This is a genomic window from Vibrio sp. PID23_8, assembly GCF_003584965.1.
Classification (GTDB): domain Bacteria; phylum Pseudomonadota; class Gammaproteobacteria; order Enterobacterales; family Vibrionaceae; genus Vibrio.
Genome location: NZ_LIXE01000001.1, coordinates 769,474 through 784,035, shown reverse-complemented (window position 1 = coordinate 784,035; position 14,562 = coordinate 769,474). Strand labels below are relative to the sequence as shown.

General features: G+C 45.5%; 11 protein-coding genes and 7 tRNA genes. 16 read left to right on the top strand and 2 right to left on the bottom strand.

The window, feature by feature from the left end; genetic code table 11:
- Positions 1-9 precede the first annotated feature (9 nt).
- Both AK966_RS03585 and rpoS read left to right on the top strand, forming a co-directional pair.
- On the top strand, positions 10-933 hold the full coding sequence (locus AK966_RS03585; protein ID WP_099080743.1) for a peptidoglycan DD-metalloendopeptidase family protein: 924 nt from the start codon (positions 10-12) through the stop codon (positions 931-933).
- A gap of 80 nt (positions 934-1,013) precedes the next feature.
- Complete coding sequence (rpoS, locus tag AK966_RS03580) at positions 1,014-2,000, top strand: RNA polymerase sigma factor RpoS (RefSeq protein WP_099080744.1); 987 nt, start codon at positions 1,014-1,016, stop codon at positions 1,998-2,000.
- 84 nt (positions 2,001-2,084) lie between these two features.
- Here rpoS and mutS read toward each other — a convergent pair whose 3' ends face one another.
- On the bottom strand, positions 2,085-4,646 hold the full coding sequence (gene mutS, locus AK966_RS03575) for a DNA mismatch repair protein MutS (protein ID WP_119463561.1): 2,562 nt from the start codon (positions 4,644-4,646) through the stop codon (positions 2,085-2,087).
- An 85-nt stretch (positions 4,647-4,731) separates the two neighbouring features.
- Here mutS and pncC point away from each other — a divergent pair, with 85 nt between their 5' ends.
- The 14 genes from pncC to AK966_RS03505 all read left to right on the top strand — a co-directional run bounded on the left by pncC (position 4,732) and on the right by AK966_RS03505 (position 13,944).
- The gene (gene pncC, locus AK966_RS03570) at positions 4,732-5,214 is read left to right on the top strand and encodes a nicotinamide-nucleotide amidase (protein ID WP_099080746.1); all 483 of its coding nucleotides are present in this window, start codon (positions 4,732-4,734) and stop codon (positions 5,212-5,214) included.
- Between the two features lie 201 nt (positions 5,215-5,415).
- Positions 5,416-6,459: a recombinase RecA gene (gene recA, locus AK966_RS03565; protein WP_099080747.1), complete on the top strand. Its 1,044-nt coding sequence runs from the start codon at positions 5,416-5,418 to the stop codon at positions 6,457-6,459.
- A 207-nt stretch (positions 6,460-6,666) separates the two neighbouring features.
- Positions 6,667-7,134: a recombination regulator RecX gene (recX, locus tag AK966_RS03560; RefSeq protein WP_099080748.1), complete on the top strand. Its 468-nt coding sequence runs from the start codon at positions 6,667-6,669 to the stop codon at positions 7,132-7,134.
- Positions 7,135-7,276: 142 nt separating this feature from the next.
- Positions 7,277-9,859 (top strand): alanine--tRNA ligase, encoded by a 2,583-nt coding sequence (gene alaS / locus AK966_RS03555; RefSeq protein ID WP_099080749.1) that lies wholly within the window; start codon positions 7,277-7,279, stop codon positions 9,857-9,859.
- Positions 9,860-10,061: 202 nt separating this feature from the next.
- On the top strand, positions 10,062-11,249 hold the full coding sequence (locus AK966_RS03550; protein ID WP_119463540.1) for an aspartate kinase: 1,188 nt from the start codon (positions 10,062-10,064) through the stop codon (positions 11,247-11,249).
- Between the two features lie 92 nt (positions 11,250-11,341).
- Positions 11,342-11,539 (top strand): carbon storage regulator CsrA, encoded by a 198-nt coding sequence (gene csrA, locus AK966_RS03545; RefSeq protein WP_004415691.1) that lies wholly within the window; start codon positions 11,342-11,344, stop codon positions 11,537-11,539.
- Positions 11,540-11,834: 295 nt separating this feature from the next.
- Positions 11,835-11,926 (top strand) — tRNA-Ser (locus AK966_RS03540).
- Between the two features lie 31 nt (positions 11,927-11,957).
- Positions 11,958-12,034 (top strand) — tRNA-Arg (locus AK966_RS03535).
- A 29-nt stretch (positions 12,035-12,063) separates the two neighbouring features.
- Positions 12,064-12,155: transfer RNA gene (locus tag AK966_RS03530), tRNA-Ser, on the top strand.
- Between the two features lie 87 nt (positions 12,156-12,242).
- A tRNA-Arg gene (locus AK966_RS03525) sits at positions 12,243-12,319 on the top strand.
- A gap of 56 nt (positions 12,320-12,375) precedes the next feature.
- A tRNA-Arg gene (locus AK966_RS03520) sits at positions 12,376-12,452 on the top strand.
- A gap of 80 nt (positions 12,453-12,532) precedes the next feature.
- A tRNA-Arg gene (locus AK966_RS03515) sits at positions 12,533-12,609 on the top strand.
- A gap of 79 nt (positions 12,610-12,688) precedes the next feature.
- Positions 12,689-12,765, top strand: a tRNA-Arg gene (locus tag AK966_RS03510).
- A gap of 186 nt (positions 12,766-12,951) precedes the next feature.
- Positions 12,952-13,944 (top strand): transporter, encoded by a 993-nt coding sequence (locus AK966_RS03505; RefSeq protein ID WP_099079811.1) that lies wholly within the window; start codon positions 12,952-12,954, stop codon positions 13,942-13,944.
- Positions 13,945-13,985: 41 nt separating this feature from the next.
- On the opposite strand, the gene AK966_RS03500 is transcribed toward AK966_RS03505, so the two are convergent.
- A complete protein-coding gene (locus AK966_RS03500; RefSeq protein WP_099079812.1) occupies positions 13,986-14,558 on the bottom strand; it encodes a hypothetical protein in 573 nt (190 codons plus the stop codon).
- Positions 14,559-14,562 lie beyond the last annotated feature (4 nt).

The window sequence follows — 14,562 nt, the reverse complement described above, 5'->3', positions numbered from 1 at the left end:
GAAGACTAGGTGAATAGGTTGTTATGTCGTTTTGGTATTAGCTGTCTGTTAGCTGTGGGACTGGTGGGTTGTGCGGCTCATATTCCTGCGCCTGTTTCCAGCCTAAATAAGGACTATTCTAGCGTTGACCGAGGCAGCTATAGAGGTAGTTATTATGAAGTAAAGAATGGTGATACACTTTATTTTATAGCCTATGTCACAGATAAAGATGTAAATGATCTAGTTCGTTACAATGAACTGGCTGCACCCTATACCATTTTCCCAGGACAAAGGTTAAAACTTTGGGCTCCAAAATATGTCGCCCCCAAATTTGGCCATAAAGTAGAACCTGTTGTGGTTCCAGTAGTTGCAAAGACACCTACGCCAGTGACGAAACCATCAACAGTCTCAAAACCGCAAAAATCAAGTAAAAACTCTAATCAAAAGCCAATCAATACTTCCACTCAGGTTGCAAAAAAAACGCCGCCTAAGAAGGTTGAACAATCAAAACCAAAGGAGTATGTTGGTACAAAAGTTAACCAAAATATCAAGCCAAAGCCGCCAGTAACCACTGCGAAGAATGACAAAGTATCTAAGTGGTTGTGGCCAACAAAAGGGAGAGTAATTAAGAATTTTTCGGCGGGTGAACAGGGAAATAAAGGCATCGATATCGCAGGGCAGCGAGGTCAGTCAATTGTTTCAACCGCCCCAGGCACTGTGGTTTATTCTGGTAATGCGCTAAGAGGTTATGGCAATCTTATTATAGTGAAGCATAACGATAATTATTTAAGCGCATACGCACATAACGATAGGCTGCTGGTTTCTGAAGGACAGAGTGTCAAGAGTGGACAAAAAATTGCGACCATGGGTAGCTCAGGTGCTAAGTCCGTTAAATTGCACTTTGAAATTCGTTATCAAGGTAAATCCGTCAATCCAAAGCGTTATTTGCCTTAAAACTTTGAAAGACAACTTGCGACATCATTTAGCGACATATTGAGTTGTTATGTCTTGCTAACTCGCCAGGGGGAGGCGTTATGAGTATCAGCAACACAGTAACCAAAGTTGATGAGTTTGAATATAACAATGCATCAGAAGAGTGCGTTGATAAAGAACTTGAAAAAGCATCATCCAATAAAACCAAAACCGTTGCTCGTGAGGAATTAGATGCGAGCAGCAAGAGCTTAGATGCCACACAGCTGTATCTGGGCGAAATTGGTTTCTCTCCACTACTCACTGCAGAAGAAGAAGTGCTTTATGCACGCCGCGCACTTCGTGGTGATGAGGCCGCTCGTAAGCGTATGATTGAAAGTAATTTGCGCTTGGTTGTCAAAATTTCTCGCCGATACAGTAATCGTGGTTTAGCCCTTCTTGATCTTATTGAAGAGGGGAACCTAGGGCTGATCCGTGCAGTAGAGAAGTTTGACCCAGAGCGAGGTTTTCGTTTCTCAACGTATGCGACGTGGTGGATTCGCCAAACGATTGAGCGCGCGTTGATGAACCAAACTCGTACCATCCGCTTGCCAATCCATGTCGTGAAAGAGCTGAACATTTATCTGCGTACTGCGCGTGAACTTTCTCAAAAGCTCGATCATGAACCAACAGCTGAAGAGATCGCGTCTCAGTTAGATATCCCAGTTGAAGACGTGAGTAAGATGCTACGTCTTAATGAGCGTATTAGCTCTGTCGATACACCGATAGGTGGAGATGGTGAAAAAGCACTACTGGATATTATTCCGGACGCAAACAATTCCGATCCTGAGGTATCAACTCAAGATGACGATATCAAGTCATCGTTGATTCACTGGTTAGAAGAGCTAAACCCTAAGCAGAAAGAAGTGCTTGCACGACGTTTTGGTTTGCTTGGTTATGAGCCATCAACGCTAGAAGAGGTGGGGCGTGAAATTGGTTTGACTCGTGAACGCGTTCGTCAGATTCAAGTTGAAGGTTTACGTCGCTTACGTGAGATCTTGATTAAACAGGGTCTGAACATGGAAAACTTGTTCAACGTAGAAGACGACTAGTTCTGATTTTATAAGAAAAACAAAAAGGTTATGGTGACCCCATAGCCTTTTTGCGTATTTTCATCTAAGAGATAAGTATTGGAGCTAGAGCATCTTCTTCAAGCGGTAAAGCTCTTCTAATGCCTGACGAGGGGTCAGGTCATCTGGATCAATATTAGACAATGCTTGTTCCACATCGCTTGGTTCAGGAATAAGGCTAAGCTGGTTCGCTACATCCACCGTAGTGGGGCGAGGACCATCACTTCCTTGACCTAATTGCTCAAGCTGAGAGAGCTTCATACGTGCATTTTTGATCACAGATTTTGGTACGCCGGCCAACCCTGCTACTGCTAAACCGTAGGATTTACTTGCCGCGCCTTCTTGAACGGCGTGCATAAACGCAATGCTGTCACCATGTTCAACCGCATCAAGGTGAACGTTAGCAAGGTTCGGCAATTGGTTTGGTAGTTCTGTCAGTTCGAAGTAGTGCGTAGCAAATAGCGTCATCGCACCAATTTGTGTTGCCAGCCATTCGGCGCTTGCCCATGCTAAAGAAAGGCCATCGTAAGTACTGGTGCCGCGTCCGATTTCATCCATCAGCACCAAACTGTTCTTCGTTGCATTGTGCAGAATGTTCGCAGTCTCGGTCATTTCGACCATGAAGGTTGAACGACCCGAGGCGAGATCGTCAGAGGCACCGATACGAGTGAAGATGCGGTCCAATGACCCAATATGAGCCGATTCTGCCGGTACGTAAGAGCCGATGTGGGCCATCAGCGCAATTAATGCCGTTTGGCGCATGTAGGTCGACTTACCGCCCATGTTTGGGCCGGTGATGATCAGCATCTTACGGTTTGAACTGAGCTCAATTGGGTTAGCAATAAATGGTTCGCTGGTGACTTGCTCAACCACTGGATGACGACCTGCTTGGATACGAATACCTGCTTCTTTATCCAACGATGGTCGGCAGTAATCCAGAGTATCTGCACGCTCAGCTAAGTTTTGTAGGACATCCAATTGAGAAATCGCTGAGGCAAGGTTTTGCATTTTCTCAAGGTTTGGCATCAATAAATCAAACAGTTCTTCCCACAGTTTTTTCTCTACCGCGAGCGCTTTCGACTTTGAATTCAGTACCTTGTCTTCGTGCTCTTTTAGCTCAGGAATGATGTAACGTTCCGCATTTTTTAGTGTTTGGCGACGCACATAATGCGGTGGTACAAGGTGACTTTGACCACGGCTCACCTGAATGAAGAAACCGTGTACGGCGTTGTAGCCAACTTTTAGTGTATCGATACCGTGACGCTCACGCTCATCAGCTTCTAACTTCTCTAGATATTCAGTGGCACCATCTGCCAGTTTGCGCCACTCATCAAGCTCAGTATCATAACCTTCTGCGATTACGCCGCCATCACGAATCACCACTGGTGGGTTTTCTTTGATCGCGCGTTCTAGCAAATCACATACATCATCCATTGGTGCAGCAAACTGAGCCAGCTTCGTGAGGTATGGATGAGCGAGAGAGGAAGTGACTGATTCCAGTTCTGGTAATTGTTGCATCGCATGACGCAGGCGAGCCATATCGCGTGGGCGTGCCGATCGAAGTGCCAAACGAGCCAGGATACGCTCGATATCGCCGATCTGTTTAAAGATGGGTTGAATGTCGGTGAACAGGCTTTGATCCTTGATTTCACCAATGGCATCTAGGCGATGGTTTAATGTATCAACGCAGCGCATTGGCTGGTGTAACCAACGTTTTAGCATACGGCTGCCCATCGGAGTGGAGCAGTGATCCAGTATTTCCGCCAATGTGTTGTCGGTGCCGCCAGAAAGGTTTTGTGTCAGTTCTAGGTTACGACGCGTTGCCGCATCCAAGATAACGGAATGGTCTTGACGATCATAAGTGAGCGAGCGAATGTGTGGTAGGGCAGTACGTTGAGTGTCTTTTACGTATTGGATCAAACAGCCTGCAGCGCACAGACCTAGCGTTGCGTGTTCTACACCAAAGCCAACGAGATCGCGAGTGCCGAATTGTTGATTGAGTTGTTGCTTAGCAGTATCCAGCTCAAATTCCCACACAGGGCGACGGCGATTACCATTGCGGCTTGACATCAAATGGACAGATTCAAAGTCTTCTGGGAATAGTAACTCGCGTGGCGCAGTCCGTTGTAGTTCTGCGGCCATCGCCTCTTCAGTTTCTGGTTCAACCAACTGGAAACGTCCTGAAGTTACATCCAAAGTCGCATAACCAAACTTACCGTTGTGGGAGTATATGGCGGCAATTAGGTTATCAATACGCTCAGACAGTAACGCTTCATCGGTCACTGTCCCCGGTGTAACAATACGCACCACTTTGCGCTCGACCGGACCTTTACTGGTAGCCGGGTCGCCAATTTGCTCACAGATTGCGACAGACTCACCAAGCTGAACGAGTTTGGCTAAATAACCTTCTACAGCATGGTATGGAACGCCAGCCATCGGGATTGGCTCTCCTGCTGATGCACCGCGTTTAGTCAACGAAATATCAAGCAGTTGGGATGCGCGTTTGGCATCATCGTAGAAGAGTTCGTAGAAGTCGCCCATGCGGTAGAACAGCAAAATTTCTGGGTTCTCAGCTTTAAGCTTGAGGTATTGCTGCATCATCGGAGTGTGTTTTTGTTCAGCTTTCACAGGTAAGATCTTTAGTTTATTTCCGTAGCGACTTAGGATACGTGAATCCCGATCAAGTAAAAAGAGACAAAGGGCATTTTTGACCATGGAACAAACATCAAAATTGAGTGCTGATTTAGGAGCACTATTAGCGAAGCATGGGCATATGATGACAACGGCGGAATCCTGTACGGGAGGTGGTGTCGCTACCGCTATCACTGACATTGCAGGCAGCTCTGCTTGGTTGGATCGCGCGTTTGTCACCTACAGTAACGAAGCAAAAATGGAGATGCTTGGGGTGCAAGCCACCACGTTAGAATCCTATGGTGCCGTCAGCGAACCGGTTGTGATTGAAATGGTGCAAGGCGCATTGAAACACTCCAACGCCACCATCGGTGTGTCGATCAGTGGCATTGCTGGGCCTAGCGGTGGTAGCCAAGAAAAACCGGTTGGTACGGTCTGTTTCGCGTTTGCAGATACCCAAGATTGGTTGCAGGTTGAGACGATGCATTTTGCTGGCGATCGTGCCGAGGTGCGTGAGCAGGCGGTGATTCATGCACTTACTCAATTGCAGCAACATTTAATCTGAAATTTCTTCGAACAGCGTTAGCCCAGATTTGATAAGGGCTAGAGCAAGTCGCTCTATTGAGCAGACCAAATTTTTTTTATACAGGTATAGACACTGTATGAATCAACAGTATAATAACTTTCATTGCTGAGCAGTTTTCCTGCTTATGAAAAATGAATTACTATTCGTCGCCCAAAGAAGATGAATAAATCGGAGAAAGTAATGGACGAGAACAAACAAAAGGCGCTCGCCGCTGCGCTAGGTCAAATTGAAAAGCAATTCGGTAAAGGCTCTATCATGCGCCTTGGTGATAACCGCGCAATGGACGTAGAAACCATCTCAACAGGTTCTCTTTCTCTTGATATCGCTTTGGGTGCTGGTGGCTTACCTATGGGCCGTATCGTAGAAATCTACGGTCCAGAATCTTCAGGTAAAACAACGCTAACACTAGAGCTTATCGCAGCAGCACAGCGTGAAGGTAAAACATGTGCGTTTATCGATGCTGAGCATGCACTAGACCCGGTATATGCGAAGAAACTGGGTGTTGATATCGATGCGCTATTGGTTTCTCAGCCAGATACGGGTGAGCAAGCGTTAGAGATCTGTGATGCACTTGCACGTTCTGGCGCGATTGATGTCATGGTTATCGACTCAGTTGCAGCATTAACACCTAAAGCAGAAATCGAAGGCGAAATGGGCGATAGCCACATGGGCTTGCAGGCGCGTATGCTTTCTCAAGCAATGCGTAAACTAACAGGTAACCTAAAGCAGTCTAACTGTATGTGTATCTTCATCAACCAAATTCGTATGAAGATTGGTGTGATGTTCGGTAACCCTGAGACTACAACGGGTGGTAACGCGCTTAAGTTCTACGCTTCTGTTCGTCTAGATATTCGCCGTACTGGTGCAATCAAAGAGGGCGATGAGGTTGTAGGTAACGAAACGCGCATCAAAGTCGTTAAGAACAAGATTGCAGCACCGTTTAAAGAAGCAAATACACAAATCATGTACGGTCAAGGTTTCAACCGTGAAGGTGAACTGATTGACCTAGGCGTGAAGCACAAACTAGTTGAAAAAGCAGGTGCTTGGTACAGCTACAATGGTGACAAGATTGGTCAAGGTAAAGCGAACGCTTGTAACTATCTACGCGAAAACCCAGAAGTGGGTAAGACCATCGATATTAAGCTTCGTGAAATGCTATTATCACCAGCTTTGCTAGAAGCGCCAGAGTCTAGCGAGAAGCCTGAGCAAGAAGAAGAGTTTTAATCTTCTGATTAAATAAATCAAAACAAGGCCCTGCTATGCGGGGCTTTGTTGTATTTGCTGAAATCAAAACCAAATAAAACAAAGAGCTGAGCAATACCAATCACAGCAATTCAGAAAGCAGAACTAGCGTCATAATAAGCTAGGGTGAAGCGTAATATATTACGATTGGTATCGAGATAGTACAGCAATAACACGTTTAGGATCATTATGTACCAAAAGCGTCAAGCGCCAACGTTGTCGAGTAAAGAAGCGGCCATACAGTTGTTAAGCCGTCGTGATCACGGGCAATACGAGCTTTACCAAAAACTTGCTTTGAAAGGTTACGAAGAAGCGGACATCGAAGCTGCTATTAATTTTTGCCTCGACCACCACTATTTGGACGATTTGCGTTATGCCAAAAGCCAGATCCGACAGCATGTATACAAAGGGTATGGGGAACGTCGTATTCGTCAAGAGCTCAATCAAAAACGTATTGCGGAATCCATTATCGATATGGCGATGACCGAAGAGCCACAAGACTGGTTTGAACGAGCAAGAATGGCGGCGGAAAAGAAATTCAAAGGAGTCAAAGCCAAAGACCAAAAAGAGTACGCTAAACAGGTGCGATTTATGCAATATCGTGGCTATAACTTTGACCAAATAAGTTATGCGCTAAGCTTTGATTATGAAGATTAGCGGTGAATCCCACACCCTGATTTTTGTTTTGCTTCAAATTTTTTCTTCTCCCCCCTCTTTTCCGCAAGAAAACTAGTCGTAGCTGATTGCATGATCTACAATACTGCAAAATTCTAACTCGACTATTTTCAGGAAGAGCTGCATGTACATGAGCACTGATGAGGTTCGTAACGCGTTCCTCAAGTTCTTTGAAAGCAAAGGACACCAAATCGTAGAAAGTTCATCGTTAGTTCCACATAACGACCCAACACTGCTGTTCACAAACGCAGGTATGAACCAATTTAAAGATTGCTTCTTAGGCTTGGAAAAACGCGCCTACACTCGAGCAACTACGGCTCAACGTTGTGTACGTGCTGGTGGTAAACACAATGACCTGGAAAACGTTGGTTTCACCGCTCGTCACCACACGTTCTTTGAAATGCTAGGCAACTTTAGCTTTGGTGACTATTTCAAAGAAGATGCAATCGCATTTGCTTGGGAATTCTTAACAGAAACGCTAAAGCTACCAGCAGACCGCCTGCTTGTTACTGTCTATGAGACAGATGACGAAGCATTTGAAATCTGGAACAAGCAAGTGGGTATTCCTGCCGATCGTATTATTCGCATTGGCGACAAAAAAGGTGGTAAGCCATACGAGTCAGATAACTTCTGGCAAATGGGTGATACTGGTCCTTGTGGTCCATGTACCGAGATTTTCTACGATCACGGTGAGCACATCTGGGGTGGCCGTCCTGGTACACCTGAAGAAGATGGTGACCGTTTCATCGAGATCTGGAACAACGTATTCATGCAGTTCAACCGTCATGCAGACGGCACAATGGAACCGCTTCCAAAACCATCGGTAGATACGGGTATGGGTATCGAGCGCATCTCTGCGATCATGCAAGGTGTTCACTCAAACTACGAAATCGATGTATTCCAAGCGTTGATCAAAGCAGCGGCTGAAACGATCGGTTACGAAGACCTATCGAACCAATCGCTACGCGTTATCGCTGACCACATCCGTTCATGTTCATTCCTGATCGTGGATGGCGTTATGCCTTCAAATGAAGGCCGTGGTTATGTTCTACGCCGCATCATTCGTCGTGCCGTTCGTCACGGTAACAAGCTGGGCGCACAAGGTGCATTCTTCCACAAACTGGTTGGTGTACTAGCAGACATCATGGGTACTGCGGGCGAAGAGCTGAAGCGTCAACAAGCAGTGGTTGAAAAAGTACTGCGTATCGAAGAAGAAAACTTCGGTCGCACACTTGAGCGCGGTATGGCGATTCTAAACGAAGCATTAGATAACCTAGACGGTAAAGTGCTAGACGGCGAGACAGTATTCAAGCTCTACGATACTTATGGATTCCCAGCTGACTTAACCAACGATGTGGCTCGTGAGCGTGAGTTCGCGATCGACGAAGAAGGTTTCGAGAAAGCAATGGAAGAGCAGCGTCAACGTGCGCGTGAAGCAGGTAACTTCGGTACTGACTACAACGCAGCAATCAAAGTTGATACGCAAACAGAATTCTGCGGCTACACAGGTACGAAAGGCTCTAGTTCAGTCGCGGCAATGTTCGTTGAAGGCAACGAAGTAGATGCACTGTCTGCTGGCGACAAAGCGATCATCGTACTTGGTGAAACACCATTCTACGCTGAGTCAGGCGGTCAATGTGGTGACGCTGGTGAAATCCGAACGGAATCTGGTGTATTCCGTGTTGATGATACTCAGAAACTAGGTAACGCAATCGCACACCACGGTGTCATGGTAGAAGGCGTTCTAGCAAAAGGTGACGAAGTTGCAACCATCGTTGACGCAGAGCGTCGCGCCGCTATCTCTCTAAACCACTCAGCGACGCACTTGCTACATGCAGCACTTCGCCAATTGCTTGGTGAGCACGTTACGCAGAAGGGCTCGCTAGTGAAAGCTGATGGCCTGCGTTTCGACTTCTCACATCTAGAAGCAGTAACGGCCGCTGAACTGAAAGAAGTTGAGCGTCTAGTGAACGCACAAATTCGTCGTAACCACGCGATTGAAACCAACGTGATGGACATTGAGTCTGCGAAGAAGAAAGGCGCAATGGCACTGTTTGGTGAGAAGTACGATGACGAAGTTCGCGTACTATCTATGGGCGATTTCTCTACTGAGCTTTGTGGTGGTATCCACGCTTCTAACACCGGTGATATTGGTCTATTCAAGATCACTTCAGAAGGCGGTATCGCGGCTGGCATTCGTCGTATCGAAGCGGTAACGGGTGAAGGTGCGCTAGACGCAATCGAAGCTCAAGCGGCTAAGTACGAAGAGAAACTGGCTGAATCAGCACAGAAAGCGAAATCTCTAGAGAAAGAAATCCAGAAACTGAAAGACAAGATGGCTGCTGCAGAAAGTGCAAACATCATGGGTAAGGTTCAGGACATTAATGGTACAAAAGTACTGATTGCTGCGCTAGAAGGCGCGGATAACAAGAATCTACGTACTATGGTTGATGACATCAAAAACCAAGTAGGCAGCGGCGTTATCCTTCTTGCTAACGTGAATGATGACAAAATTGGCCTAATTGCAGGTGTGACGAAAGACCTTATCGGCAAAGTAAAAGCGGGTGACCTCGTTAAGATGGTTGCTGAGCAAGTTGGCGGTAAAGGCGGTGGTCGTCCAGACATGGCTCAAGCTGGTGGTACAGACGTTGCTGCGCTGCCTGAAGCAATTCAGTCTGTACAACCTTGGCTAGAAGAACGCCTATAATTATTTATAAAATGAATTACGCTCAATCAATGTTCTTTGATTGGGCGTAATTTTTTTATGGCAACCAAGTGGTTTAATTGACCGTATTTTGACCAAGTTATTTGAGCGACTTGGTTTTGTTGTAACTACCGCTTATATAATTTTCAACGAATAAAATACAAGTGGTCCTAATGAAACTTTGGTCTTGGGAAGGTGAAGACTGGTGAAAAAGCCCCTTATCGTGCAAAAGTTTGGTGGAACCTCGGTAGGCTCAATTGAGAGAATATATCAGGTAGCTGAACACATCATTAAGGCGAAAAATGATGGTAATCAAGTTGTCGTTGTTGTGTCTGCGATGTCAGGCGAGACAAACCGACTAATGGATCTCGCTAAACAAGTTGATAGCGTTCCAACGGCTCGAGAACTTGATGTTTTGCTCTCTGCTGGTGAGCAAGTGTCGATGGCACTACTGGCAATGACACTTAATAAATTGGGTTATGCCGCGCGCTCACTTACCGGAACACAAGCGAACATTGTGACGGATAATCAACACAATAACGCGACGATTAAACACATTGATACTACTACGGTTATGGGTTTTTTAGAGCAAGATCAAATCGTTATCGTGGCAGGTTTTCAAGGTGTGAACGAAAATGGGGATATCACCACATTAGGTCGAGGTGGCTCTGATACGAGTGCAGTGACATTAGCTGGTGCGTTAAACGCAGACGAGTGTCAGATTTTTACCGACGTTGATGGCATTTATACTTGTGACCCGCGTGTAGTAAAAAATGCTCGCAAGATCGACGTGATCGATTTTCCTTCAATGGAAGCGATGGCGAGTCGAGGTGCGAAAGTGTTGCATTTACCTTCTGTGCAATATGCATGGAAGCATAATGTTCCGCTACGCGTGCTTTCAACATTCGATTTGAATGAAGGCAGCTTGGTTAAAGGAGACTTAGGCAATCAAGCCGTCTCGGGTATTGCTATTCAACGAGATCTTGCCATTATTGAAGTGGATAAAGAACATTTATCGAGTGCTACAAAGCAATGTCAGATGTTGGGTATCGACATTTGGAATGTGATCGAGGAAACAGAAAGAACAGGTATCATGATAAAACAAGATGCATGTGCCAAGTTGGAACTGGTGTTCAGCGATAAAATCCGTAATAGTGAAGAAGTAAGTCTATTGACCGCAGTAGGGCTCGAAGCCAGTGGAATGGTGGAGCATGCTGTTAGTTTGTTGGCAGGAAAGGATATTTCAACCCATTTCTGTTCAACCGATGCTCTCTCAATGATGCTAGTCTTACTCCCTGAGAGTATTGATGTGGCAGCAAACATTCTTCATGAAGCTTACGTTACATCCAGCGAAGTATTGAGCATTCAGCAAAAACATGCCTTTTTAGGCTAATTTTCGGCAACAAGATAGTTTACGAAAATATAACTTTTGTTGGATAATAGCTTTGTAGCAAGAAAATTTAGAGATTACTCAAGGAGCAAAGAATGCTAATTTTGACTCGCCGTGTAGGCGAAACACTTATGATTGGTGATGAAGTGACTGTGACTGTACTAGGTGTTAAAGGTAACCAAGTACGTATCGGCGTTAACGCTCCGAAAGAGGTTTCTGTTCACCGTGAAGAAATCTACATGCGCATTCAAGCTGAAAAAGGCAATGGCAACGTTGCTTCAGGCAACTACTAAGTCGCTCCTGTTTACAGAACTTAGTTTGAATGGAAAAGGCTAGCCTACGGGCTAGCCTTTTTAGTTTGTGCCATATATCTAAGTGACTGAACGCGAAATCAACCATCGCGAGCGAACTGGATATAAATGTATTTTTTTAAGAGAGTAGTCTCTTTTTTTCATCATAATAGAGTGGTAAAGTTCATTTAACGATCGCTTTGATTAAATCCGCACCGCTTAAACGTTTTTTGCGTTTTTTTTTAAAGAAAGTGTTTGACATATTTTCGGTAAAACGTAATATGTGCCTCCGCAAGACGGTGAGGTGGCCGAGAGGCTGAAGGCGCTCCCCTGCTAAGGGAGTATACGGTTTATCCCGTATCGAGGGTTCGAATCCCTCCTTCACCGCCATTCTTGCAACGTTGAGAAATCAACAAAAAGTGCGTCCTTAGCTCAGCTGGATAGAGTACCTGGCTACGAACCAGGCGGTCGGAGGTTCGAATCCTCCAGGACGCGCCATATCTCCTCGGAGATATAACAATGAAAACGGTGAGGTGGCCGAGAGGCTGAAGGCGCTCCCCTGCTAAGGGAGTATACGGTTTATCCCGTATCGAGGGTTCGAATCCCTCCTTCACCGCCATTCATTGACTGGCCGATTGGCCTTTTTTTTGTTTCGTAAGAAATAAAATGTGACTTGTTTCACAGCTTCTTTAGCAAGAAGAACTGCGCGTCCTTAGCTCAGCTGGATAGAGTACCTGGCTACGAACCAGGCGGTCGGAGGTTCGAATCCTCCAGGACGCGCCACTATTTAATAATTCGTTTGATAAACGGGTTATACACAGTAAAATATATATTATTGCGCGTCCTTAGCTCAGCTGGATAGAGTACCTGGCTACGAACCAGGCGGTCGGAGGTTCGAATCCTCCAGGACGCGCCACTCTTTAGGGTTTGATTTGATACAAATCGAAATCCTGATATTGACCCTTGTTGTTCAACAGGCTTGATGTCGAAAACTGCGCGTCCTTAGCTCAGCTGGATAGAGTACCTGGCTACGAACCAGGCGGTCGGAGGTTCGAATCCTCCAGGACGCGCCACTCTTTAGGGTTTGATTTGATACAAATCGAAATCCTGATATTGAACCTGTTGTTCAACAGGTTTGATAACGAAAACTGCGCGTCCTTAGCTCAGCTGGATAGAGTACCTGGCTACGAACCAGGCGGTCGGAGGTTCGAATCCTCCAGGACGCGCCACTTCCAACAAAAGCCTCGCTTATGCGGGGCTTTTTTGTATCTCGAGATTTCGAGTTTTTCACACCATTCATCTTCTCTCTTATAAGTTTATGTTTTAAGACTGCTCAAGTTATTAAAGCCAACATATTGCGAAATAAAGAAATCTAGCCTAATCGTATATAACTACCATTAAGAAAGGATGCTTTGATGTTAGGGAAAACTTTGATGGGCGTAACCCTTGGGACATTATTTTTCGCGCATAGTGTGTGGGCGGCTGAAGGTGATGACATCCCACAGCGCGCTCAAACGGTAGGCGACGTCATAGACCGCCCAGGCGTGCTCACACCCAAAGGAAGTTGGTCATTCGACTCCTCACTTAACTACAGCCAAAACTCTTCAAATAAGGTATCTGTCGTTGGTTATACCGTGCTACCCACATTGATTGTTGGTCGAATCGAAGTCAGTGATGCGGACAGAACAACGATGACTTTAGGTTTAACGACACGCTACGGCTTGACGAATGCTACCGAATTGGAAATTCGCCTGCCTTATGTTTACAGAAATGATCAAGTGTCGGTGCGTCCGATCCAAGATGGGTCTCCATCAGTCATCAATACAACCATCGATGGTGGTGGTTTAGGAGATGTGGAGTTTGCAGTACGTCACCAGTTTAACTTTGAGAGCGCACCATATTGGATTGGTGGTTTGAGAGTAAAGTCTGATACAGGTCGCTCTCCCTACGAGGTCTCTATTGATGAAGGAAGTAATTCATTCAGTGATGTGCCTACAGGATCGGGGTTCTGGAGTTTTGAGCCAAGTGTCACGATGATTTATCCGACTGATCCTGCCGTGTTATTCGCTAACTTAAGTTACATCTACAACTTAGAGAAATCCGTAACGGTGGGGGATAATAATGCTGATGTTGACTTAGGTGATACCATTGCTTTGTCGGGGGGAATGGGTTTTGCTGTTAATCCAAACTTGTCATTTTCACTTGGTTTGAGTCACAAGACGATTTTGAAAAGTAAGGTCGATGGGCGTTCTGCTGACGATGCGAAATTGCTCCAGTTGGACTCTCTGACTTTTGGTATCAATTATGCGTTTAGCAGGCGGACTTCAATTAATGTTAGTGCTCAAGCAGGCTTAACCGAAGATACACCAGATTTCCAATTAACCATTCGTGTGCCATTTAATCTCTGATAGTGTCTATCTCACCAGCCACATGAAATGTGTAGCTGCAGCTATTGAAGGTGATTTAATAATGCGTCTTCTAATTGCTGATTGGCTCGGATTTGCTGCATGACGCCGCTAACTTGCGCGTCAATATCGACGAGAGTGTTGAGACCTATTACGCTGTTGTCTGTGGTATTCTGAATGATGTTGATAATACTGGAATTGATAAGCTCAGAACTCACGACGTTCGGTCTTTGAGTTGGTGCCATATTAGGAGAGTTTAGAGTGTTGTCATCGACAATATTGCCTTCACCAAATTGAACGATATTGACAATCCCTTGGTCAAATTGAGCATGCTCCGGATTATTGGCATCATTAATTGCGTTGATGTTGGTCAAATTGCCATTCTCTATTACTAAATTGGCGATCGTAGTGTTGAGGAGGTTCTCACCGTTAATTGTCGTAGTGATACTGAGGCCGATGTTGATGATGTAGTCGTCAGTGACTTGAAAGCCACCCCGGTATTGTGACAAAGATTCGTGAGTAAGTGGTTTTACTCCTTCAATGCTAATAACGTCTGCTCGAGCAAATAGCGACAAGGTACAAATGCAAACAACGAGAAAAAGCCGGCTAAAAAACATGATA